General features: G+C 39.5%; 17 protein-coding genes, 18 tRNA genes and 3 rRNA genes. 2 read left to right on the top strand and 36 right to left on the bottom strand.

The features are described 5' to 3' along the window. Window positions 1-51: 51 nt before the first annotated feature. The 8 genes from AC3IS5_RS02990 to AC3IS5_RS02955 form a co-directional block, all read right to left on the bottom strand. Complete coding sequence (locus AC3IS5_RS02990) at window positions 52-1,044, bottom strand: ABC transporter ATP-binding protein (protein WP_489427806.1); 993 nt, start codon at window positions 1,042-1,044, stop codon at window positions 52-54. 71 nt (window positions 1,045-1,115) lie between these two features. Next, window positions 1,116-2,051, bottom strand: a complete 936-nt coding sequence (locus AC3IS5_RS02985) for an ABC transporter permease (protein ID WP_489426501.1) — start codon at window positions 2,049-2,051, stop codon at window positions 1,116-1,118. Next, window positions 2,048-2,986: an ABC transporter permease gene (locus AC3IS5_RS02980; RefSeq protein WP_489426500.1), complete on the bottom strand. Its 939-nt coding sequence runs from the start codon at window positions 2,984-2,986 to the stop codon at window positions 2,048-2,050. The genes AC3IS5_RS02985 and AC3IS5_RS02980 overlap by 4 nt, the downstream gene beginning before the upstream one ends. A gap of 19 nt (window positions 2,987-3,005) precedes the next feature. Next, a complete protein-coding gene (locus AC3IS5_RS02975) occupies window positions 3,006-3,830 on the bottom strand; it encodes a M55 family metallopeptidase (protein ID WP_489426499.1) in 825 nt (274 codons plus the stop codon). A gap of 289 nt (window positions 3,831-4,119) precedes the next feature. Then, window positions 4,120-5,040 (bottom strand): S66 peptidase family protein, encoded by a 921-nt coding sequence (locus AC3IS5_RS02970; protein ID WP_489426498.1) that lies wholly within the window; start codon window positions 5,038-5,040, stop codon window positions 4,120-4,122. Window positions 5,041-5,413: 373 nt separating this feature from the next. Next, window positions 5,414-6,385 carry an ornithine cyclodeaminase family protein gene (locus tag AC3IS5_RS02965; protein ID WP_489426497.1) on the bottom strand — a complete coding sequence of 324 codons (972 nt, stop codon included), beginning with the start codon at window positions 6,383-6,385 and terminating at the stop codon, window positions 5,414-5,416. Between the two features lie 52 nt (window positions 6,386-6,437). Next, the gene (locus AC3IS5_RS02960) at window positions 6,438-7,697 is read right to left on the bottom strand and encodes a dicarboxylate/amino acid:cation symporter (protein ID WP_489426496.1); all 1,260 of its coding nucleotides are present in this window, start codon (window positions 7,695-7,697) and stop codon (window positions 6,438-6,440) included. 37 nt (window positions 7,698-7,734) lie between these two features. Next, window positions 7,735-8,745, bottom strand: a complete 1,011-nt coding sequence (locus AC3IS5_RS02955; RefSeq protein WP_489426495.1) for a proline racemase family protein — start codon at window positions 8,743-8,745, stop codon at window positions 7,735-7,737. Window positions 8,746-8,974: 229 nt separating this feature from the next. Between AC3IS5_RS02955 and AC3IS5_RS02950 the strand changes: the two genes are divergently transcribed. Further along, a complete protein-coding gene (locus AC3IS5_RS02950) occupies window positions 8,975-9,514 on the top strand; it encodes a helix-turn-helix domain-containing protein (protein WP_489426494.1) in 540 nt (179 codons plus the stop codon). 272 nt (window positions 9,515-9,786) lie between these two features. Here the strand turns inward: AC3IS5_RS02950 and AC3IS5_RS02945 are convergent, their stop codons facing one another. The 25 genes from AC3IS5_RS02945 to AC3IS5_RS02825 form a co-directional block, all read right to left on the bottom strand. After that, on the bottom strand, window positions 9,787-10,827 hold the full coding sequence (locus tag AC3IS5_RS02945; protein WP_489426493.1) for a YheC/YheD family endospore coat-associated protein: 1,041 nt from the start codon (window positions 10,825-10,827) through the stop codon (window positions 9,787-9,789). A 255-nt stretch (window positions 10,828-11,082) separates the two neighbouring features. Continuing rightward, entirely contained in the window at window positions 11,083-11,523 is a 441-nt protein-coding gene (locus tag AC3IS5_RS02940; protein ID WP_489426492.1) for a CotY/CotZ family spore coat protein, read from the bottom strand. A 16-nt stretch (window positions 11,524-11,539) separates the two neighbouring features. Further along, complete coding sequence (locus AC3IS5_RS02935; RefSeq protein WP_489426491.1) at window positions 11,540-12,757, bottom strand: ATP-grasp domain-containing protein; 1,218 nt, start codon at window positions 12,755-12,757, stop codon at window positions 11,540-11,542. 794 nt (window positions 12,758-13,551) lie between these two features. Beyond that, a tRNA-Leu gene (locus AC3IS5_RS02930) sits at window positions 13,552-13,633 on the bottom strand. A gap of 42 nt (window positions 13,634-13,675) precedes the next feature. Next, window positions 13,676-13,749, bottom strand: a tRNA-Cys gene (locus tag AC3IS5_RS02925). Between the two features lie 12 nt (window positions 13,750-13,761). Beyond that, window positions 13,762-13,836: transfer RNA gene (locus AC3IS5_RS02920), tRNA-Gly, on the bottom strand. Between the two features lie 8 nt (window positions 13,837-13,844). Next, a tRNA-Gln gene (locus AC3IS5_RS02915) sits at window positions 13,845-13,916 on the bottom strand. 6 nt (window positions 13,917-13,922) lie between these two features. Further along, window positions 13,923-13,998 (bottom strand) — tRNA-His (locus tag AC3IS5_RS02910). A gap of 44 nt (window positions 13,999-14,042) precedes the next feature. Then, a tRNA-His gene (locus AC3IS5_RS02905) sits at window positions 14,043-14,118 on the bottom strand. A gap of 17 nt (window positions 14,119-14,135) precedes the next feature. Further along, window positions 14,136-14,209 (bottom strand) — tRNA-Trp (locus tag AC3IS5_RS02900). 12 nt (window positions 14,210-14,221) lie between these two features. Next, window positions 14,222-14,305 (bottom strand) — tRNA-Tyr (locus tag AC3IS5_RS02895). 9 nt (window positions 14,306-14,314) lie between these two features. Next, a tRNA-Thr gene (locus AC3IS5_RS02890) sits at window positions 14,315-14,390 on the bottom strand. A 7-nt stretch (window positions 14,391-14,397) separates the two neighbouring features. Continuing rightward, window positions 14,398-14,473: transfer RNA gene (locus tag AC3IS5_RS02885), tRNA-Phe, on the bottom strand. A gap of 29 nt (window positions 14,474-14,502) precedes the next feature. Next, a tRNA-Asp gene (locus AC3IS5_RS02880) sits at window positions 14,503-14,579 on the bottom strand. A gap of 3 nt (window positions 14,580-14,582) precedes the next feature. Further along, window positions 14,583-14,659 (bottom strand) — tRNA-Met (locus AC3IS5_RS02875). 22 nt (window positions 14,660-14,681) lie between these two features. Next, window positions 14,682-14,757: transfer RNA gene (locus AC3IS5_RS02870), tRNA-Val, on the bottom strand. A 15-nt stretch (window positions 14,758-14,772) separates the two neighbouring features. Beyond that, window positions 14,773-14,847, bottom strand: a tRNA-Glu gene (locus AC3IS5_RS02865). Between the two features lie 22 nt (window positions 14,848-14,869). Then, a tRNA-Ser gene (locus AC3IS5_RS02860) sits at window positions 14,870-14,961 on the bottom strand. A 5-nt stretch (window positions 14,962-14,966) separates the two neighbouring features. Next, window positions 14,967-15,041, bottom strand: a tRNA-Asn gene (locus AC3IS5_RS02855). 11 nt (window positions 15,042-15,052) lie between these two features. Next, window positions 15,053-15,168, bottom strand: a 5S ribosomal RNA gene (gene rrf / locus AC3IS5_RS02850). A 136-nt stretch (window positions 15,169-15,304) separates the two neighbouring features. Continuing rightward, window positions 15,305-18,234 (bottom strand): 23S ribosomal RNA (locus tag AC3IS5_RS02845). Window positions 18,235-18,330: 96 nt separating this feature from the next. Further along, window positions 18,331-18,406 (bottom strand) — tRNA-Ala (locus AC3IS5_RS02840). A 14-nt stretch (window positions 18,407-18,420) separates the two neighbouring features. Then, window positions 18,421-18,497, bottom strand: a tRNA-Ile gene (locus AC3IS5_RS02835). Between the two features lie 96 nt (window positions 18,498-18,593). Continuing rightward, window positions 18,594-20,146: ribosomal RNA gene (locus tag AC3IS5_RS02830) — 16S ribosomal RNA — on the bottom strand. Together the 16S, 23S and 5S rRNA genes with 18 tRNA genes alongside form the textbook arrangement of a ribosomal RNA operon. Before the next feature lie 354 nt (window positions 20,147-20,500). Continuing rightward, window positions 20,501-21,376 (bottom strand): nucleotidyltransferase-like protein, encoded by an 876-nt coding sequence (locus AC3IS5_RS02825; RefSeq protein WP_489426490.1) that lies wholly within the window; start codon window positions 21,374-21,376, stop codon window positions 20,501-20,503. Between the two features lie 140 nt (window positions 21,377-21,516). Here AC3IS5_RS02825 and AC3IS5_RS02820 point away from each other — a divergent pair, with 140 nt between their 5' ends. Continuing rightward, window positions 21,517-21,873: a YgzB family protein gene (locus tag AC3IS5_RS02820; protein WP_489426489.1), complete on the top strand. Its 357-nt coding sequence runs from the start codon at window positions 21,517-21,519 to the stop codon at window positions 21,871-21,873. A 117-nt stretch (window positions 21,874-21,990) separates the two neighbouring features. Here the strand turns inward: AC3IS5_RS02820 and perR are convergent, their stop codons facing one another. The 3 genes from perR to bcp all read right to left on the bottom strand — a co-directional run bounded on the left by perR (window position 21,991) and on the right by bcp (window position 24,102). Further along, on the bottom strand, window positions 21,991-22,434 hold the full coding sequence (gene perR / locus AC3IS5_RS02815) for a peroxide-responsive transcriptional repressor PerR (protein WP_489426488.1): 444 nt from the start codon (window positions 22,432-22,434) through the stop codon (window positions 21,991-21,993). 247 nt (window positions 22,435-22,681) lie between these two features. Beyond that, on the bottom strand, window positions 22,682-23,626 hold the full coding sequence (locus AC3IS5_RS02810; RefSeq protein ID WP_489426487.1) for a D-2-hydroxyacid dehydrogenase: 945 nt from the start codon (window positions 23,624-23,626) through the stop codon (window positions 22,682-22,684). Between the two features lie 2 nt (window positions 23,627-23,628). Beyond that, window positions 23,629-24,102, bottom strand: a complete 474-nt coding sequence (gene bcp / locus AC3IS5_RS02805; protein WP_489426486.1) for a thioredoxin-dependent thiol peroxidase — start codon at window positions 24,100-24,102, stop codon at window positions 23,629-23,631. Window positions 24,103-24,142 lie beyond the last annotated feature (40 nt).

Genomic DNA, 24,142 nt, shown 5'->3' with positions numbered 1-24,142 from the left:
CCTTTAACTCTTTTGTGAAATATATTAAGCACAATGTGCCTCTCACCATTATTAGTTAAATATGCCTTTAGCACGTTCATCTTGTAACCAACAATCTACCTTATGCTTCTCAGATAGCGATGTTGCAACTGGATATACATGATTACATACTTCCATCGCATATGGACATCTCGCTGTAAAAGCACAGCCTTCTGGTGGTGCAAATAGATCAGGAGGTGTTCCTTCAATAGGCTCTAATTCTTCCTCTACTAAATCTAGTCTAGGAACTGAATTTAATAATCCTTTTGTATAAGGGTGTGTAGGTACATAAAAAATTTCTCGCTTCGTACCTATTTCAATAATCTTGCCTGCGTACATAACTGCAATCCGATCAGCTATTTTCGCAACCACACCCAAATCATGTGTTATTAAGATAATGGAGACGCCTGTTTTCTTTTGAATCTCTTCAAACAGTTCCAAAATTTGTGCTTGAATGGTTACATCTAAAGCTGTTGTTGGTTCATCCGCTATTAATAAGGTAGGTTCACATATTAATGCGATTGCGATAACAATTCTCTGCCTCATACCACCAGAAAACTGATGGGGGTACTGATTTAATCGTTCACTAGGATTTGATATTCCTACAAGTAGCAGCATTTCAATAGCCTTGGTTTTAGCTTCCGCCTTACTTATCTTATGATGCGTACGTAGTCCCTCAGTCAATTGTTCTCCAATTGTCATCGTTGGATTTAATGCAGTCATTGGATCCTGAAAAATCATCGACACATCTAGCCCTTGTATTTTACGAAGATCAGATTTTTTAAAAGAAGTTAAATCTTTTCCTTTAAAGATTACCTTGCCATTTGTAATTTTCCCGGGAGGTTGTGGGATTAATCCCATAATCGCATTTGATGTAACGCTTTTACCACAACCAGATTCTCCTACAATGGCAAGTGTCTCACCTTTATGCAAATCAAATGTGACGCCCCTTACAGCTTGAACTACGCCGCCAAATGTAGTAAAAGTCACTTGTAAATCTTCCACTTGTAAGATTTTTTCTTCCATTCTCTCTTTTCCCTCGAATGTTGGCTGCCCCGTAGAATTATTGTGTAGCGCTTGTTCACGTACCATCCCACTCACCCCCTTAGCTTTGGATCAAGTGCATCTTGTAGCCCATCACCAAGAACATTAAATGCAAACATCGTTAATGATATAAATAATGCTGGGAAAAACAATCTCCACCAATGTCCCGATAAAATAACAGGCAATGCATCGTTTGCCATTACACCCCAGCTGGCAAATGGCGCACTAATACCTAAGCCTAAAAAACTTAGAAAGGCTTCTGCAAAAATTGCACTCGGCACTGTCAGTGTCATCTGTACAATAATTGGGCCCATAGTATTTGGTAACAAATTTTTTCGTATGATGCGTGAAGTCTTAGCCCCAAAAGACTTAGAAGCTGTTACGAATTCATAATTTTTTAATTGCAACACTTGGCCACGTACAATACGTGCCATTCCTACCCATCCTGTAATTGTTAAGGCAACAATGATTGTTGTTAAGCTAGATCCCATTACGACCATTAACAAAATAACTACAAGTAAATGTGGAAGACCATATAAAACTTCAATGATACGCATCATGATTAAATCCACTTTACCACCCTTATACCCACTAATACCGCCATAAATAATACCTATAAAAAAATCTATAAGTGCTGCCATCAAACCTACAAACAAAGAAATTCGTGCTCCGTACCATGTTCTTGTAAACACATCTCGCCCTGCATCATCCGTTCCAAACCAATGCGTCATAGAAGGCGCTTTATTTTGATTAGGGTAATCAGTTGCTGTAACTAAATACGGAGAAAATATCGGAACAAATATAGCCATAATGGCAAGGAATATTAAAAAAAACATCCCTAACATTGCTAGCTTATTCTTTTTTAACTTACGCCAAGCATCTGCCCAATACGATAATGACGGCCTTACAACCAATTCAGCCTTCTCCAAATTCTTCGCTTTAGGCTTAAACCACTCGTCTTTTATTTCAACGTCTTTTATATTGGTCATGATGATTCACCTTCTTTTTTGTGCAATTTAATACGCGGATCTAATATGCCATATACGATATCGACTAGGAATAGCATAAATACTAAAAATGCACTATAAAAAACAGTTGAGCCCATGATTACGGGATAGTCACGATTATTAATACTTTCAACGAAGTATTTTCCCATACCTGGAATTGCAAAAATGCGTTCAATAACGAAGGTACCCGTTAAAATTCCAGCTAGCATCGTCCCCATAATTGTCACGATCGGCATCATGGCATTTCGTAGTGCATGCCGGATTATTATTCTAGATGGTTTCAAACCTTTTGCTCTAGCCATCTTTATATAATCCTGTGTCAGTACCTCTAACATGCTAGAGCGAGTAAGCCTTGCTATAATCGCCATAGGTCCTGTTGCTAATGCTAAAGTAGGCAAAATCATATGAAGCGGGCTTTGCCAAGTTGCCGCGGGTAACCACTTCAGCTCACCTGCAAAAATTTGAATAAGTAAAGTTGCTAAAATAAAGTTAGGAATGGAAATACCTATAACCGCAAAAGTCATCGCAAAATAATCAATTATTCCGTTATGCCGGAGTGCTGCTATAGTGCCTAACGTTACCCCTGATAAAACCGCAACTAGTATCGTTATGATCCCTAGCTCAAATGAAATAGGGAATCCCCTGGCCAATAAGCTATTAACAGAGTCATTTGGTTTCTTAATAGAAGGACCAAAATCGAACGTAACAATCGCCTTTAAATAGTTCATATATTGCACTGGCAATGGCTGATCAAGCTTATAGTATTTTTCTAGATTTTCTTGAATTGTAGGATTTGAAGTACGATCATCATCAAATGGTGATCCTGGTATTGCATGCATTAAAAAAAAGGTCAATGTCGCAATAAGCAACACTGTTAAAACCATCATGAAGAAGCGCTTAATAATATATTGAATCATTCAACCCTCCTCCTCCTTGTCAGCAATATCGTGTTTGGTATGCCAACTCTGCCATTACAAGCATTGCTCTATATGCTTCTAGAATATCTTTTGCCTTAAATTCCACCATTGTTGTGCCTTCAATAATTCTCGTCCCTGGCATTAATGCAGCCCACTCGGCTTGCCCATAATTTGTGAATTCAATACGTAACGTTGGTGTAGCTGGTGGTATAAGTGGCTTAATTGAATCTTTTTTCGCAATCGCTTCAGCCGTTTTTTCAGCTAACAACGCTTGTGCTTTTTTAGGATGTAATGTCTTCACAGCCGATCTCGAAATTGATTCTTTTACTGCTGCAGTTACAACACCAGGAATAAGTGCCTCAATCTCACGACAAGCACAATCATCACCAGCTAGGAAAATAACTGGCACCCCAAAATAACCAGCCACATATGAATTAAAGCCAATTTCACCAATTTCCACATCATCAATGAAAATTGTTCTTATGCTAAATGTCATTGAATGGCTCATTACTCCAGGTTGCCCTGCTCTCGCATGATATCCTGCAAACATTACACCATCAAAAGTTTCATCTACGTTTTGAACCATTGAGAGCGGCTTTAAATCCCCCGTGATCAAATCTGCATCTTCATGTAATTCCTCAACTAACAAATTATTCATTTTGGAATGGCTATCGTTTACTAGCACTTCTTTCGCTCCACTTTTAAAAGCAGCACCTATTATCGCATTGGCCTCATCTGTCATAATTTTTCTAGAGTGCTCATAATTATTTTCTGATTGCGATACAAACGTGTAATCTGGTAAACCCGTAATCCCTTCCATGTCTACTGATAAAAAATACTTCACTCTATCACCCCTATACTTTTTATAATATTCTGATAATATTATAAAAATACATTAACAGAATTTTATTTTAATATCAATTATTTATAAATTAGTATATTTACTTTTTCATTCCATCATTACCTGGATATACTAATAGAAAAAAATAAAAAACTCACCTCTAAGAGAGATGAGTTACATAGTAAATGTTTTTTTGTTTAAAACAAAATTTATTAACAAGAAGTTATTGTATTATAAGATAACGATGGAAGAATTATGGCTAAAAGCATTGAATTTATCTAATTGTATGGTATCACTGAACACCAGGTAAAATAGCTAAATGCTTACGATCTGCATCTAAAATTGCGTCCACACCTAATGGAATTGCTACATTTGGTTCACAATGTCCAATTTTGAATCCCTTCACTACGGGTTTACCTAAATTACTAAAATAATGAGCAAACACTTCATCTATTGTGAGTGAATCTACATATTCTCTAGGCTCTGCGTTTGTAAACTCTCCGATAATAACACCTGCTACTTCATCTAGCTTACGTGTTAGTTTTAACTGATTGAGTAAGCCATCAATTTGTGCTGGCTCTAAACCAATATCTTCAATAAGCAATATCTTTCCTTTAGTATCGATTTCATACTTAGTACCAATACTGCTGACAATTAGCGTTAGATTTCCACCTACTAGTTCTCCTCTTGCAGCTCCACCAGACACTGCTGTAAGCGGAGAGATACCTTCTTCATAGTGAATCTCAGCAGGTTCAAACAACTGCTTAAACATATGCTTAGAACGTTCTGCTACATCTTCTCGCCCGATACTTGATAAAGTTGGACCGTGGAAAGTCACAATATCAGAATATAAACCAAAAGCGGTATGTAAATACGTAATATCTGAAAAACCCCAGAAGATTTTAGGATTCTCCTCTAGTAATTGATAATCAATGCGTTCTGCAATACGCGCAGCACCATACCCACCACTAGCACAGAAAATAGCAGCAATATTAGGATCTTCAATCATTTCATGTAAATCTGATAAACGCTCCTCATCAGTTCCTGCTAAATAACCATTCTTCAGTTGTACAGACTTTCCAATAACATATTTCAAGCCAAGCTCTTCTAGAAAAGCGAATGACTTTGTTAACTTCTCTAAATTTGGTGGACTAGCAGGTGCGATAATCCCAACCGTATCTCCAACCTGCAATCTCTTTGGACGTATTTTCATTTCTTAAAACCCCTAATAATATATTCTGTTCCTTATCTCTACTTTAACAAACTCTATATATGAAAAGCGAATAAAGAAGCGTTCATGATTTACTTATTCCCGCTGTATTATTAGTCTGCTGTAAAAACACATTAAAATAGGTTACAATATGAAACTTTTATTACATTGTGAACTGTTAATATCAGAACCTCTACCATCTAGTAAATTGTTAAGGGATCTATATGTAGAAAATAAAAAAAAGAGAGGAGCACTCTTTCAGCCCCTCTCTTTTCTAAACATCTATTTGTCTCCTTCAGCTTCTTTAAATGTTACAGAAACCTTCTCAAAGTCGGTAATTACGACACCAATATGCCTAGTTATTTAGTCAACTTGCTTATAATTCCACATGCACCCCTGCTTTATTCGCAATGGCCTTATCATACAAATATTTCGCGACAACTATATCTGCAATCGCAAGACCCACAGATTTAAAAACGGTAATTTCCTCATCATTTTCTCTACCTGGCCGCTCCCCACTTACCACTTTTCCAAGTTCTGCATGAATACCAGTTTCAGAGAACACTCCTTCTTGAATCGGCACATGCAAATCGCCTGTTTCTTCCAGAGCTGCGTCTTTTGCTTCTACAATAACTTTATGTGCTGAAGCAATTGCACTTGACGGTAATTCCTGCATCGTTGGACGGAATGAGCCCACCGCGTTTACGTGCGTACCTGGTTTCAATGCTTCGGTGAAGACCGGAATTGTCGAGCTCGTTGCAGTCACTAGAATATCTGCTTTACGCACTACTTCATTTGGATTATCATAAAGAACTGTTTTCACATTAAAGTTTTCTTCTAAGAACTGAGCGAACTCTTTAGCTTTTGCATCACTACGATTAAATAAATGGATTTCTTCAATAGATCTTGCAGCCATAACTGCTTCACAAAGACCTTTTGCCTGTTCACCAGTTCCAATAACACCTAGTACTTTCGCATTTTCACGTGCAAAGTACTTTGTCGCAACACCTGATAATGCACCTGTTCGAATAAGAGTTAAAAAAGAGCCTTCAAGCAAAGCTAACGGTTCACCAGTTTCAATATCAGACAATAAAACGACTCCCTGAATAGTTTTGCCAGTTTTCTTATTATCGGGAACTACCGTTACATATTTCACACCCATTGTTTGCAACTCTTTTGCAACGGAAGGCATGACAAGTCCTGTATTTGATTGGCCAAAAGGAAGTGACAACCGAATTGGTGTCTCTGTTCTCGATGCGGAAAATTCATTTAATGCTTGCGCAACACAGTCCATTACCTCATTCATATCCATCAAATTCTTTTGTTCACGTGCACTTAAAATCAACATATCTTTTCCTCCAGTACTAAAATCCCCAACAAATACAAGTTACTCTACGAGATTATTGGACCACCATTTTTGATTCTGCCAAGGGAACATCCTTAGCTTCTTCAAGAGATTCTATTTCATCGCCAAAACGTGTGTGCACAATTGCGGTTCCCGTTAAATCACCAGCGATATTATTCACTGTGTTTCCAGTATCAATAAGTGGTGATACAGCAGCATAAATTGCTACTATTTCAAGTGGTAATCCTAATGTGGACATTAATATTGCCATCATGACAATATCTGCTCCCCTTGCTCCTGCAGTCCCCATCGATAAAGCCAATCCTAAAAAAACAAATTGCATAATTAAAGAAAACGTAATTGGTATATTATATAGATTAGCCGCAAAAACTCCTGTCACACCAAAAGTGACTGCCAACCCATCCATATTAATTGTTGCACCTAAAGGCAATGTAAAACCGTATATTTTATCTGAAATTCCAAGTTGTTTAGACACCCTCATGGACGCTGGTAAAGTGGAATTGCTAGAAGATGTTGCTGCAGCTACAAGGAGTGCTGGGCTTATTGTCTTAAAAAAACCTAAAGGCTTAAATTTAGTGAATATCTTAATCATTGTCGGATACACAATAAACAACAAAATTGCCAAACCGATAAGTGCCGTTAAAACATAGTGCAATGATTCATACAATATTTTTGTGTCTGTTGTTCCGACTAAATTCGCAAGTAATGCAAGAATTCCAATTGGAGCAAGCATCATAATGATATCCGTTATTTTCAACATCAATATTGCACCTTCATTAATCAACTTTTTCATACCGCTTACTTTTTCACCCAAGCTGAGTAATGCGACTCCTATGATGACCGCTACAATTATTATTTGTAGCATATTCGTTTCAGCCATCCCCGCAATAATATTGTTAGGCACCCATTCAACTATATTATCAATGAAGCTGAACTCTTGTGGTGCAATTTCTTTACCACCAGTTAATAATCCTTGTGCGTTCTTACCAGGATTCATTATAAGGGCGACTCCTATACCAATTGAGGCTGCAAGTATAGTTGTTAGTGAATAGTATAAAAAAGTCATACCCCCAATTGATTTTAATGATTTCATTCCTGGTAAATTTGTAATACCATCAATTAGAACAAAGAAAGTTAACGGTACAATTAGCATTTGAAGGAATCTGATAAATATATCACCAATTGGTTTAAGATAACCTGCTTGCTGTCCAAATACCAATCCAATAATTATTCCAATTACTGCCCCGATTGCGACTTGAATAAAAAGATTTTTCTTTTTCCACCACTTTAACAACTTACACCACCCCTTCTTTCTTTAAAGCTCGAAAATATCAGATCTCTTCCAGTAAAAATCCTCTTGGTAAAGTGTCGCGTGGATCAACTAAAAATTGGTGGAAACCTGTCAAATAAGCTTCTCCTGTAACTTTTGGAATGACCGCTTCATACCCCGCTACATTGCTAATCGATAAAATCTCTCCAATGAATTGGCCATCTGTGATGCTTTCATGAACAAAGCTTCCCTGGTCTTCCAATTCACCATGTGCATAAAGGCTCGCTAATCTTGCGCACGTCCCTGTACCACAAGGTGAGCGGTCGATTTGTTCATCTGCAAATATTGTCACATTGCGCAAATCTGCATTCTCTCCTACTGGATCATCTGAGAAAATAACACCATAAATGCCACGAAGACCACTTTCAAGTGGATGAACTACATCTATTTTATCTTCTATATATCGTTTGATTTTTGTTCCCCATTTTTGAATTGCTGGTAAATCTTTAGTATTTACTTTCAAGCTCATCTCTTTGCTTTTAACAACTGCGTAGAAAGCACCTCCAAATGAGATATCAACATTGAATTCATAACCATCAATACTTACAGGCATATCTTTTTCCAATACAAATGACGGGACATTTTCAAAAGAAACCGCTTCCACAATAGAGCCATTGCATTTTGCATAAGCTACTATTTCACCTGCAGGACTATCGATAATAAATTTCTGATTTTCTTCTGTCACGGTGAAACGACCTGTTTCTATCCCCATCGTGATCACACCAACAATTCCATGTCCACACATCGTGCTCCAACCTTCATTGTGCATAAACAGAACTCCAAAATCTGCATGAGGGCTTGCAGGAGGCGTAATAATACATCCATACATACCGTGATGCCCTCTTGGTTCAAGCATCAGCACTTCTCTTATGTAATCAAGATGTTCCATGCAGTAAGCACGTCTTTCCAATTGAGTATCTCCTTTTATCTCGGGTAGCCCGTCCGTAATAATTCGTAATGGTTCGCCTGCAACATGTACATCAACTGTTGTATATACTTTTTTAATAATCATTTAAATCTCTCCAATCCAATTTTTAATATACTGTTTCAAAATTACTTATAAAAAGAGTCTCTAGTTATTTATTAACATATGTTTTATAATTTAAGTGAAAGTTCAATACTTTTGAAGTATTACTTAAATTACGATAACCTAATATTAGATTAGAGATAATATTCTGTCAACTTTATTTTTAAAATATATAATGGTGTATGCTTTACATACATTGAGATGAGGTATTGTTATGGACAAAACAATTGGAGATACAATAAAAAGCCTACGAAAAGAAAGAAAATTAACCCTTAAGGAAATTGCAGACAAGACTGATTTATCCATCAGTTTTCTATCACAAGTTGAGCGTATGAAATCATCTCTAACACTAGAATCGCTCAAGAAAATATCCGAAGTACTTCAAGTAAATCCTAGTTACTTTTTCAACACAGAAACAGAACAAAATCAGCCGACTGTCATTCGAGGAATTAATAACAGTGCGGATTTGACCGTCAACCAATTCATTTACAAAGACCTATCCGGCAATCATACAGGCCTTGGCTTTAACCCACTTCTTATAATTCTAAATCCGGGAGAAAACAAGGGGAATCAATTTACTCATCACGGAAAAGAATTTCTGTATGTTTTAGATGGCAAGCTGACCGTACAAATAAATGATGAAGAATATCATTTAAACGAACATGACTCCATTATCATCGACTCTAGTAGTCCGCATTATTGGTTGAATCTCGCAAGCAAACCTGTTAAATTTTTATGTGTTTCTTCGGAATAAAAATCAATAAATCCTGATTTTGTTTCTATAACTACTAAATAATAATAAAAGAGGAGAGAAATTTCCCTCCTCTTTTTTTAGTCCTCAAATATTGTAGAAACCTAAGAACAAGAAAAAAGAGCAGTCTACGCAGCTCATTGATCTTCGAGTAAAGCCTCCGCTAGTTCAAAAACAAATTTTTTTATTTACCTAATGTTGTATGCAGTCCAGATAAAATTTCTATTAAAAAACTACCTTCTCCAAAAGTAAAGGCAGTTACATTTCTCTAAACCTCAATTCGAAGACAAGTTCTTGTTATTAAGGGCTAAATATTTGGCGTAATGAATCGTGTTTCTTGCTACGTCTAATTCACTATTAAATATTATTGGGATTCCAGGCCGCCAATTTACTTCAAATAACCACAATCTTTGGTTTTCATCGATTCCAACGTCGATTCCTAATTCATCGAGTGGGAAATCATCGTATAATGAATCAAAATGGTTAGAAAAGCTTAATGAAAAATGCTCAAGTAATCTTTTGACATTAAACCAGTCATCATTAAACTCTTTTTGTAAAAAATGATCAAGATAAGCAGTATAACCCCCACTACCTAAATTAGATGTAATACTGCCCAAAGGTCCTATACGGGGGTATATTGATGTTATGACCCATTTTCCTTCTCCATTTTTTTGTACATGCAAACGGAAATCGAATACATGGCCTGATTTTATCTGACTTGAAATAAACCTTTGAACTATATATTCTTGTTCCTGAATTTTAAGTAACGCCAAGTCTAATAACTCTTCTTTCGTATAAATTGAGATTTTGCCTGAGTCATTAATTTTGAATTTATCATCTTCTTTTTCAATGAAAAGGATGCCCTCACCTTGGTGGCCAGAAATAGGTTTCATAACGATTTTTGGATATAGATTAATCATATCCAGTAAATATTTGACATTAGTTAGTTCGAGTGTTGGAATCAGGTATTGTTTAAAATCCTCACCTTCCTTAATCCTTTTATGGACACTCAATTTATCTCCGATTGAATGACTAGTAAATGTAATCCTCTCAGATAAATAGTCGAAGGTTTGCTCTGCTTTTTCACCTAAGGGATAACTTGCATTATAAATGACATCTGGAAATGGATATTCCTTTTCAATCCACACACCATTTTCATAATATTTCCCGATAATTTTTTGGTTTTCAATATCAACTTTACCAGCTGTAAAGTAAAAAAATTCCACACCTTCAGCTTTAGCCACAACAGAATAGGCATAGGCCTTCTTTACTTTCTCAGGTTCTGCTCTATGATGCAGCATTCCAATTAAGATCATATTTTTCCATCTCTCCTTAATAAAAGATACCATTCTAAGAAAATTATTTGAAAAGACTATCCAGTATTCTTCTTTTTATGAACACCTATATCCTATATTATTAATTTATGATTTTCTCTGTACAATTACAAAGATACATGCAAAATAAACCCAAAAGCATGCATTCCAAATTCCAATCAAGTTTGTTAAATATCTAAAGATGCTTAGTAAGACCGATGGATCAAAGATTCGAAAATGCTAATTCGTCTTTTGTTCCTAGCACTTTTGTTCAACAATGATACTTTGACGATCTATTAATTTAGGGCTGATACACTGAATACCGGAAAATTCATGTATGCATACAATCACTTTAATATTCGTTTTTTCTAATCGATACGGAATGTGTATAGTGTCTAAACAATTTCCTTCTATATCAATTGGACGTAATAATGATAGGGAGACATTCGAGTCAATTAAATCCTCAATACGGAAAAAACAAGTTCTAAATAGGGATTGTGAGGTCGTGGTAGTACCAAAGGCAAAATAAGGTTCAGCAGTTGCTGAGGAATATAAAATAAATGGGATGGTTTCCTGAAGTATACCTCGAAAGATTGGTAATTTTGCCTTGTTCTGAGTTTCATAAATCTTTTTCAAAGTAGGTTTCAGATTACAAACGGACTCATCTTCTTCTTTTTTTTCATGTCGGCCATCTATCATTTTTTATCCACTCCAATTAAATAGGTTCAATATAAAAACGGATTTCCTTTGCAGCTTCCTTAGCAGTCCTGATTGCTTCTTCTTTATTTTCTGAAGAAGCCAACACATATCCATAGCGATCGCCCATAGATAAAGGTGGATGTAATACCTTCCCTTTTTTAGGCTTAATAAAAACTTCCTCCACCCCGTCTATCCGAGAACAACGATTTTTTCCTGTTACCTTTATTAAAGTACCAGTAGATACACTTGTTAAATATTGTGCAAATACAAATCTTTTGTATTTTTTTTCGAGATTAGGCTCTTGTCCTAAAAAAATCTTTATGGTTTCTTCAACTAAATTAATTCCATAGGCCGTTTCAATTATTCGATTCATTGCTCCCCCTGATATCCGAGGGTTTATTTCAATTAGTTTCCATTCATTACTAATTAATCGCATTTCTAAATGGCAAGATCCATTATTCAAATTAAAACGTTCCAGTACCAAACAAACGGTTTCATAGATTTTATTGTAAAGGGCTTTGTCCATATCTCCCAACAAACAATAACCAGTAACAATAAAACGGTCGAAAAACGTTATTTCTTGTTCAAGGACTGCAATAATATGAACTTTTCCTTTGTACACACAAGCTTCAATCAAATATTGAGGACCCTCTAAATATTCCTCAATTAATAACTCTCTGTTCCCTTTCATTAATAATGCATTAATGGATTGTTCTAATTGCTTGTCATCTTTGGCAAATAACACATCTTTAGAACCAGTTGAAACGGGGGTTTTTACAATGAGAGGAAATAACCCTTTTTGATTATCGATAAAGTCTTCTAAGGAATCATCTTTTTCAAACTTTACAAAATAGGGGGATACCGGAAGATCTTTTAAAAGTTCACGTGTTGAAAGCTTATCTTCCATTTTCTCTAAAGGTTCAGGGGACACTGCAGTCAAATCAAATTCTTTTGACAGCTTTGCTGCTACATGGACATAAGGATCAATAAAACTCAATATAGCTTCTATTTTTTTTCCTTGTGCTTGTATTGCTCTTATATTTTCTTTTAACAAATTATGATTACTCAATTCAGTCAGAACCATTTGGTGAACTTCGGGGAAATCAAGTCTGTTTTCAAGGAACCGTTTCCTATCGGTTAATAATATAGTAAAAAACCCTAGCCTTTCAGCGGCCTTCATTGCCTCTCTACTTGAACCGGATTTATTACTACCTATAAAAATAATTGTTTTCATAAATTTGCTTATCAACCTTTCTAGTGTCTTTATTGGCATTTTAGTCTTTAAAAATAGTTTATTCAATGGCGACTTGATTTGTTTAGGTCAAATTAACTATGAATAAATAATTTATAATTGGAATAATTTAATTTAACTAAAACTCTACTTTTTCAGAGCAAAATCGACAAGTAACCCTTAGGAAAATTTATAGTTTGTAATTCTTCCGCCATAGACTATAAGCACGCTCTTTTTCTATACTCTCCTTTATATTTTCAAGCCCTTTAAAGACCCAAACTTCTTATGTTTAAATTGAAGAATATCATTTCCCCATAGATTTGTCCGTATATCCTACTATCGTCATTAGGATTAAGACATCTATACCTGCTGCTATCGTACTTCGTAAAATGATTTTGAATGCTGACCATTCAAATTTTTTCTTGGCTTACAAATAATTCTGAGAACACGTAAGCGTGTGTTAATCGTGACAATCTTTAGATAATTCCTTACTCTGTATGATAAACTCCTCTAAGTCATGTGAGTGAATTTTACGAGTACTTTTCCTATCACTTTCTTAGCAGCAGTTAATTCATTACTATAGAACATGATTGTTGCATCCCTATGGCCGCGTGTATAATAGGCTCTAAAATAACGTCTGAATGAATGTTAATTGTTGTTCTGTTAATGCGCTCTTTCTCATTGAATACCTCCTTTAAATCACTGCAAGGATCTTTGATAAAAATAGTCGTATTCAAAAAACACAAAAAAAGACTCTAGCACATAAGCTAGAGTCTTAATGTATATATAGTTTAGGATACCGGTGGTCGGGGTCGAACCGACACTCTCGAAAGAACACGATTTTGAGTCGTGCGCGTCTGCCAATTCCGCCACACCGGCATAATATTATTATAGATCATATGTAGTTATTTTAAAAATAATTGGAGGCGGCAACCGGATTTGAACCGGTGGTAGAGGTGTTGCAGACCTGTGCCTTACCACTTGGCTATGCCGCCGTAAATAGAAAATGGAGCGGAAGACGAGGTTCGAACTCGCGACCCCCACCTTGGCAAGGTGGTGTTCTACCACTGAACTACTTCCGCAAATTTAACTGGGGTACCTGGATTCGAACCAGGGCATGACGGAATCAAAATCCGTTGCCTTACCGCTTGGCTATACCCCAATAATATGGGGCGACTGATGGGAATCGAACCCACGAATGCCTGAACCACAATCAGGTGCGTTAACCACTTCGCCACAACCGCCATAATATTATTATATCTGAATTATTTTATTGTCAAAAATTAAATGGGGCGACTGATGGGAATCGAACCCACGAATGCCTGAACCACAATCAGGTGCGTTAACCACTTCGCCACAACCGCCATTATATAATTTAAATTGGCAGGGGCAGTAGGAATCGAACCCACATCAAAGGTTTTGGAGACCTCTATTCTACCGTTAAACTATGCCCCTAAAATAAAAAAATGGTGGAGGGGGACGGATTCGAACCGCCGAACCCGAAGGAGCGGATTTACAGTCCGCCGCGTTTAGCCTCTTCGCTACCCCTCCAGAAAAACATGGTGCCGGCGAAAGGAGTCGAACCCTCGACCTACTGATTACAAGTCAGTTGCTCTACCAACTGAGCTACACCGGCATTATTATGGTGGGTCAGGACGGAATCGAACCGCCGACACTTAGAGCTTCAATCTAATGCTCTACCAACTGAGCTACTGACCCATAATAATTTAATATTCTTTTTTTAAAAATGGCGGTCCGGACGGGACTCGAACCCGCGACCTCCTGCGTGACAGGCAGGCATTCTAACCAACTGAACTACCGGACCATTTGGTTGCGGGGACAGGATTTGAACCTGTGACCTTCGGGTTATGAGCCCGACGAGCTACCGAACTGCTCCACCCCGCGATAATGGTATTATTAATTTAAATGGTGGAGGATGACGGGATCGAACCGCCGACCCCCTGCTTGTAAGGCAGGTGCTCTCCCAGCTGAGCTAATCCTCCGTATAATGTTATAAATGGTGACCCCTACGGGATTCGAACCCGTGTTACCGCCGTGAAAGGGCGGTGTCTTAACCGCTTGACCAAGGGGCCATATAATAAATGATAATGTGTATGGCGGAGAGCAAGGGATTTGAACCCTTGAGACAAGGTTACTCGCCTACACGATTTCCAATCGTGCTCCTTCGGCCACTCGGACAGCTCTCCAAAAATGGCTCCGAAGGTAGGACTCGAACCTACGACCGTCCGGTTAACAGCCGGATGCTCTACCACTGAGCTACTTCGGAATAATATGATCGCCTAGCAACGTCCTACTCTCACAGGGGGAAACCCCCAACTACCATCGGCGCTAAAGAGCTTAACTTCTGTGTTCGACATGGGAACAGGTGTGACCTCTTTGCCATCGTCACTAGACTATTGTATTACCTAAGGACAAGAATAATTATATCATCTTTTTTAAAGTTTAGCAAGTGTTTTTTGCTATTTTAGAAAAGTTTTTTATTATTCTCTCAAAACTGGATAAATTACATTGAAGTTAGTTAAGTAAAATTTGGTTAAGTCCTCGATCTATTAGTATTCGTCAGCTCCGTATGTCGCCACACTTCCACCTCGAACCTATCTACCTCATCGTCTTTGAGGGATCTTACTTACTTGCGTAATGGGAAATCTCATCTTGAGGGGGGCTTCATGCTTAGATGCTTTCAGCACTTATCCCGTCCACACATAGCTACCCAGCGATGCCCTTGGCAGAACAACTGGTACACCAGCGGTGTGTCCATCCCGGTCCTCTCGTACTAAGGACAGCTCCTCTCAAATTTCCTACGCCCACGACGGATAGGGACCGAACTGTCTCACGACGTTCTGAACCCAGCTCGCGTACCGCTTTAATGGGCGAACAGCCCAACCCTTGGGACCGACTACAGCCCCAGGATGCGATGAGCCGACATCGAGGTGCCAAACCTCCCCGTCGATGTGGACTCTTGGGGGAGATAAGCCTGTTATCCCCGGGGTAGCTTTTATCCGTTGAGCGATGGCCCTTCCATGCGGAACCACCGGATCACTAAGCCCGTCTTTCGACCCTGCTCGACTTGTAGGTCTCGCAGTCAAGCTCCCTTATGCCTTTACACTCTACGAATGATTTCCAACCATTCTGAGGGAACCTTTGGGCGCCTCCGTTACTCTTTAGGAGGCGACCGCCCCAGTCAAACTGCCCGCCTGACACTGTCTCCTACCCCGCTAAGGGGCATGGGTTAGAAGTTCAATACATCTAGGGTAGTATCCCACCAACGCCTCCTCCGAAGCTGGCGCTCCGGAATCTCTGGCTCCTACCTATCCTGTACAAGATGTATCAAAATTCAATATCAGGCTACAGTAAAGCTCCACGGGGTCTTTCCGTCCTGTCGCGGGTAACCTGCATCTTCACAGGTACTATAATTTCACCGAGTCTCTCGTTGAGACAGTGCCCAGATCGTTACGCCTTTCGTGCGGGTCGGAACTTACCCGACAAGGAATTTCGCTACCTTAGGACCGTTATAGTTACGGCCGCCGTTTACTGGGGCTTCAATTCGCACCTTCGCTTGCGCTAAGCACTCCTCTTAACCTTCCAGCACCGGGCAGGCGTCAGCCCCTATACGTCACCTTACGGTTTTGCAGAGACCTGTGTTTTTGCTAAACAGTCGCCTGGGCCTATTCACTGCGGCTCTCTCGGGCTTTCACCCTACTAGAGCACCCCTTCTCCCGAAGTTACGGGGTCATTTTGCCGAGTTCCTTAACGAGAGTTCTCTCGCACACCTTAGGATTCTCTCCTCGACTACCTGTGTCGGTTTGCGGTACGGGCACCTTTTACCTCGCTAGAGGCTTTTCTTGGCAGTGTGAAATCAGGAACTCCGGACATACGTCCTCGTCATCACAGCTCAACGTTATAGAAATGGGATTTGCCTCATTTCACGCCTCACTGCTTGAACATGCATAACCAACAGCATGCTTACCCTATCCTACTGCGTCCCCCCATTGCTCAAATGGTAAATAGGTGGTACAGGAATATCAACCTGTTGTCCATCGCCTACGCCTATCGGCCTCGGCTTAGGTCCCGACTAACCCTGAGCGGACGAGCCTTCCTCAGGAAACCTTAGTCATTCGGTGGACGGGATTCTCACCCGTCTTTCGCTACTCATACCGGCATTCTCACTTCTAAGCGCTCCACCAGTCCTTCCGGTCTGACTTCACAGCACTTAGAACGCTCTCCTACCACGGACATCTAAGATGTCCATCCACAGCTTCGGTGAATTGTTTAGCCCCGATACATTTTCGGCGCAGCGTCACTCGACCAGTGAGCTATTACGCACTCTTTAAATGATGGCTGCTTCTGAGCCAACATCCTGGTTGTCTAAGCAACGTCACATCCTTTTCCACTTAACAATTACTTTGGGACCTTAGCTGGTGGTCTGGGCTGTTTCCCTTTTGACTACGGATCTTATCACTCGCAGTCTGACTCCCGTGCATAAATCACTGGCATTCGGAGTTTGTCTGAATTCGGTAATCCGGGATGGACCCCTAGTTCAAACAGTGCTCTACCTCCAGGATTCTCTATCACGAGGCTAGCCCTAAAGCTATTTCGGAGAGAACCAGCTATCTCCAGGTTCGATTGGAATTTCTCCGCTACCCACACCTCATCCCCGCACTTTTCAACGTACGTGGGTTCGGGCCTCCAGTAAGTGTTACCTTACCTTCACCCTGGACATGGGTAGATCACCTGGTTTCGGGTCTACAACCACATACTCATTCGCCCTATTCAGACTCGCTTTCGCTACGGCTCCGTCTTCTAAAACTTAACCTCGCATGTAATCGTAACTCGCCGGTTCATTCTACAAAAGGCACGCTATCACCCATTAACGGGCTCTAACTACTTGTAGGCACATGGTTTCAGGATCTATTTCACTCCCCTTCCGGGGTGCTTTTCACCTTTCCCTCACGGTACTGGTTCACTATCGGTCACTAGGTAGTATTTAGCCTTGGGAGATGGTCCTCCCAGATTCCGACGGAATTTCACGTGTTCCGCCGTACTCAGGATACACTCAAGAGAGAATGAACTTTCAACTACAGGGCTGTTACCTGCTCTGGCGGGCCTTTCCAGACCGCTTCATTTAACTCATTCCTTTGTAACTCCATATAGAGTGTCCTACAACCCCAAGAGGCAAGCCTCTTGGTTTGGGCTATTCCCGTTTCGCTCGCCGCTACTCAGGGAATCGATTTTTCTTTCTCTTCCTCCAGGTACTTAGATGTTTCAGTTCCCTGGGTCTGCCATCAAGACGCTATGTATTCACGTCAAGATACTGCTCCATTACGAACAGTGGGTTCCCCCATTCGGAAATCTCCGGATCAAAGCTCACTTACAGCTCCCCGAAGCATATCGGTGTTAGTGCCGTCCTTCTTCGGCTCCTAGTGCCAAGGCATCCGCCATGCGCCCTTAATAACTTAACCTAAAAGTTAGTTATTAAGCCTAAAAAACTTAATAATAAAAAATGTGTTACTTAATTTGCTTCAATGTCGTTTTATCCAGTTTTCAAAGAACAATATTGGTGGAGCCTAGCGGGATCGAACCGCTGACCTCCTGCGTGCAAGGCAGGCGCTCTCCCAGCTGAGCTAAGGCCCCAAAAAGAGAAAATATGGTGGGCCTAAATGGACTCGAACCATCGACCTCACGCTTATCAGGCGTGCGCTCTAACCAGCTGAGCTATAGGCCCCTTTTAGGAAAATATATAATTGAAGTATAAACCTTCAAAACTGAACGCAAGACGTTAATCGACAGATCCAAGATCTGTTTCCGTAATAATCCTTAGAAAGGAGGTGATCCAGCCGCACCTTCCGATACGGCTACCTTGTTACGACTTCACCCCAATCATCTATCCCACCTTCGGCGGCTGGCTCCATAAAGGTTACCTCACCGACTTCGGGTGTTACAAACTCTCGTGGTGTGACGGGCGGTGTGTACAAGGCCCGGGAACGTATTCACCGTGGCATGCTGATCCACGATTACTAGCGATTCCGGCTTCATGTAGGCGAGTTGCAGCCTACAATCCGAACTGAGAACGATTTTATGAGATTAGCATACCCTCGCGAGTTAGCGACTCTTTGTATCGTCCATTGTAGCACGTGTGTAGCCCAGGTCATAAGGGGCATGATGATTTGACGTCATCCCCACCTTCCTCCGGTTTGTCACCGGCAGTCACCTTAGAGTGCCCAACTTAATGATGGCAACTAAGATCAAGGGTTGCGCTCGTTGCGGGACTTAACCCAACATCTCACGACACGAGCTGACGACAACCATGCACCACCTGTCACCAATGTCCCCGAAGGGAAAACTCTATCTCTAGAGCGGTCATTGGGATGTCAAGACCTGGTAAGGTTCTTCGCGTTGCTTCGAATTAAACCACATGCTCCACCGCTTGTGCGGGCCCCCGTCAATTCCTTTGAGTTTCAACCTTGCGGCCGTACTCCCCAGGCGGAGTGCTTAATGCGTTAGCTGCAGCACTAAGGGGCGGAAACCCCCTAACACTTAGCACTCATCGTTTACGGCGTGGACTACCAGGGTATCTAATCCTGTTTGCTCCCCACGCTTTCGCGCCTCAGTGTCAGTTACAGACCAGAAAGTCGCCTTCGCCACTGGTGTTCCTCCAAATCTCTACGCATTTCACCGCTACACTTGGAATTCCACTTTCCTCTTCTGCACTCAAGTCTCCCAGTTTCCAATGACCCTCCACGGTTGAGCCGTGGGCTTTCACATCAGACTTAAGAAACCACCTGCGCGCGCTTTACGCCCAATAAATCCGGACAACGCTTGCCACCTACGTATTACCGCGGCTGCTGGCACGTAGTTAGCCGTGGCTTTCTAATAAGGTACCGTCAAGGTACGTTCAGTTACTAACGTACTTGTTCTTCCCTTACAACAGAGTTTTACGATCCGAAAACCTTCATCACTCACGCGGCGTTGCTCCATCAGACTTTCGTCCATTGTGGAAGATTCCCTACTGCTGCCTCCCGTAGGAGTTTGGGCCGTGTCTCAGTCCCAATGTGGCCGATCACCCTCTCAGGTCGGCTATGCATCGTTGCCTTGGTAGGCCGTTACCCCACCAACTAGCTAATGCACCGCGGGCCCATCTAGTAGTGACAGCCGAAACCGCCTTTCAGCATTTTGCCATGTGACAAAATGGATTATTCGGTATTAGCCCCGGTTTCCCGGAGTTATCCCAATCTACTAGGTAGGTTGCCCACGTGTTACTCACCCGTCCGCCGCTAAATCAGAAGAAGCAAGCTTCTTCATCATTCGCTCGACTTGCATGTATTAGGCACGCCGCCAGCGTTCGTCCTGAGCCAGGATCAAACTCTCCATAAAAGTAGTTTGAAAGCTCATTAGCTTTGCTAGCGTATCATCCGAAGATGATATCTATTTTTTGTTTTGATCCACCAACAAAGTTGGCGTCCAAAAACATTTATTGATTAACGTCTTGCATGTTCAGTTTTCAAGGTTCATTTTGTTGTTGTCGTTGTTTGTTTCAGCGACTTTAATATCTTAACACCTTTCTTTTTTGATGTCAACAACTTTTTTAAAAAAGTTTTTCGACTGAAAGTTTTAAGTTTTAACAACACGTCTTAGCGACAATTAATATAATACAATAGTGTCGATGCTCATGTCAACACTTTTTCTAAAAAAAATTGAGACGTTTTAAACGCCTCAATTAATATACAACTAATCAACGATTTCTTCAACCTTATAGTCTCTATGATATATGTTATTTCCCTTAGTCTCTACACGCTCTACAGAGATGTAACCTTTATCTATTAAGTATTCGATGAAAACTTCAAGGTTAACTGAATAGTTTTTTAGCTCCTCTTGTTCATGCAATTCTTGAATTGTCCAAAAGTCTTTTTGAGACATTACTTCTATTACATGCGTTGCACCATCTGCAGTACGAGAATGAATAAAGAACTCACTTGCTAAAAATAATAACTCTAAACGTTTATCTAATGATTCTTCACTTGTAATAAGTTCTTCATATAATTTGTAAATGGCTGGATCAATTTGTTTTACTTGCGACCATACTGTAACCTCGGGGTACAGTCCATTATCCATTACAGCAAGACGAGCTAAATGATGCAATGATTCAACTACATGATTATAGGCATCTAAGTAGTTTCTCTCTTCGAAGCATACTTTACCTTCTAAGTATCTTCGTATTAACTTTGCAAACTCGATACCCATTTTTATTTTCCGACCATAAAAAGGGAACTCCTTCAGTTCCTTCTTTAAATTTGAGAGATACTCATTCCGATCAAATAATACTTTTCCAAAGAATAGCCAGTCGACTATCTTCTTATTAGTTCCTACTAATAACCATTTGTTTAACTGCTTCTCAGTAATGATGTGCATAGCAGCTTTTTTATTTTTAAAAGTATAATGTTTTGTAAATACTGGTCGGTCACTTTCTTTCGTTATAATAAGAAGTATCGTATCGAATGTATCTGTTATCGGGCTTACTTCTTCCCTTTTTTCTATTAAAATTACACCTATTGTATTCGGGTGACTTGCTCGTTCTTGGTATATGGGTCGTAGTAGCTGCTCCATAATGATCCTCCTATAGTCAATAGTCAATTTACTCTGTCTTAAACGTTCGACAAAAATAATAAGATTCCTGCATAAAATTTTCACTTCATATTACGATATCATTTTGTGTTATAGTATGTTGTAGATTAGGAGGCTTACAAATGAAACCATATAAAAACAAGATAAATAAAATCCGTTCATTTGCTTTATCTCTCATATTTATTGGCTTTATCATCATGTACGGTGCCATTTTCTTCAGAGAACACCAATGGTTAGTTATTATCTTCATGACACTAGGTATCCTCTGTATTCTTGGAAGTACTTTTGTATATGGATGGATTGGATTCCTTTCAACCCGAGCAGTATTAGTAGAATGTCCGGGTTGCCATAAACACACGAAAGTGCTTGGACGTGTAGATATGTGTATGTATTGCAATGAACCGCTTACTTTAGATCCTTCATTAGAAGGACAAGAGTTTGATCAATCACTAAACAATCGCACAAATCGTAAAGATTAATTCCTTCGCCTCGTTACTAAATTGTAACGGGGTTTTTTTATCAAAAAAGCATTATATAGTTTACCATAAAAAGAAGCTACCTATGTGTCATTCTTGACAGTTAAGTAGCTCCCTTACTTATTGAACTTTCGTAGCTTGCTCAGAACACGTTGGACAAGTTCCATAAATCTCCATACGGTGTGAGTTGATTTTGAAGCCAGTGACACTAGCGGCGAAATGTTCAACCTCATCAAGTCCTGGGTAATGGAAGTCTACAATCTTCCCACAACCTTCACAAATAATGTGATAATGCTTATTTGTAACAAAATCAAAACGACTTGCGCTATCACCATATGTTAATTCTTTCACTAAACCTGATTCTCGGAATACACGAAGATTATTATAAACCGTTGCTACACTCATATTAGGGAATTTCCCTTCAAGTGCTTTGTATATTTCATCAGCAGTTGGATGTGACATTGTTTCGATTAAATACTCTAAAATAGCATGACGTTGGGGGGTGATCCTTACGCCTGTTGTCTTTAGCGTGTCTAGAGCGCTTTTCAATTGCACTTCAGTCATCGCCATGCACCTCAATTCATAAAAATTATTAGTTTATAATTGTTATAATTAGTTTACTTAAAAACTAGGGCAAATGTCAACATATCCATCTACGAGTCACCTTTTTGTTCGTGTTTTTAATCCAGTATTATTTATTAACCATCAAAAATCAGCTCTAATTATCAAAAATATATCATTTAATCCCTTATATCATTCTCAATTGCTCCTGATTAATGATACTTTCTTCTACAACGATAAAAGTTCCTGACTAATAGCCTCTAGTAATATCCATTTTGTTAATAAGTTCTGTATCTCCCTCTATCCACTTTTTTAAGTTAGGTTTGAAAATTTCTAAACTACGCTCCAAATACCGAGAAGAATGACTTGAAACATGAGGCGAAACAGTAACAGTACTCATCTGCCAAAAAGGATGATCTTCTGGTAGTGGTTCTTCTTCATATACATCTAATACTGCATGTGCGATTTCTCCTGCATTCAATGCATTTATCAATACAGCTGTTGACACTAAATCGCCGCGGCCGAAGTTCATAAATAATGCACTGCCTTTCATCGCTTCAAAATGTTCACTCTTTAATAAATGTTGAGTATCTGCAGTACTTGGTAAAACTGAAATAACTATATCAGCGCTTGGTAATGCCTTTTGCAATGCACTAAAAGAAATCATATCATCCATATAATCTGCCTTACTTCCTGAGCGATTACATCCTATTGTATGTACGCCAAAAGCTTGCAACAATCGGCCAATCTCGGAACCGATTGCGCCAGGTCCTAAAATAAGCGCGGTAGAACCGTGAAGCTCCGTTGCTTTAGACTTACGATTCCATTGAGCTTTTTGCTCTTGTTCATAAATCCATGCTAGTCCTCTTTTATATGATAGAACATGAGCTAGTACAGATTCTGCCATTGGAATTTTATGAATGCCACGTACATTAGAAACAACAATACCACGTTCAGCAATTTCCTTTTGAGGCATTTTCTCTATCCCTGCAGAAGCAACCATTATCCATTTTAGCTTCTCTGCTAACCTGATTTGCTGCGCTTCAATATCTTCACCATAAGTAACTACAACTTCTGCCTCTTTTAATACAGTATGGTCTATATTGTCATGAAAGATAAATTCAATAGTAGGAAAATCTTGTAGTAGCCCCTCTTTTAAATCGGGTCTTGGATCAAAAGTAAAATATACTATCATAATTATTCCCCCTTCTCTCGTATATAAGTTAACACCTCTTCAATATGTCCCTTCACTCGGACTTTGCGCCACTCTTTAATAACTACCCCATTTTCATCTATTATAAAAGTAGTGCGTTCGATACCCATATATTCACGGCCGTACATTTTCTTCAATTTCCAAACGCCATATTTTTCCGCAACCGCATGATCCTCATCTACTAATAGCGAAAATGGTAAACCATACTTTTCTATAAATTTCTCATGTCTTTTTTCATCATCAGGACTTACTCCTAAAATAACAGTATTTAAATCTGAAAAATCACTATGGAAATCTCTAAAATCACATGCCTCTGTAGTACAACCAGGTGTCATATCTTTTGGGTAAAAATATAGCACTACCGATTTCTTTCTATTGTAATCTGCCAGTGATACCAGTTCGCCCTGTTCATTTTTTAGAGTGAAATTTGGTGCTTGTTGTCCTTCTAATACTGTCATATTTAATCCCCCTATTCACTTTTACAATAATTGTATCAAT

It is taken from the genome of Viridibacillus sp. KH_047, assembly GCF_057838945.1.
The sequence above is the reverse complement of the archived record's forward strand: the minus strand, read 5'-3'. Positions and strand labels throughout refer to the sequence as shown.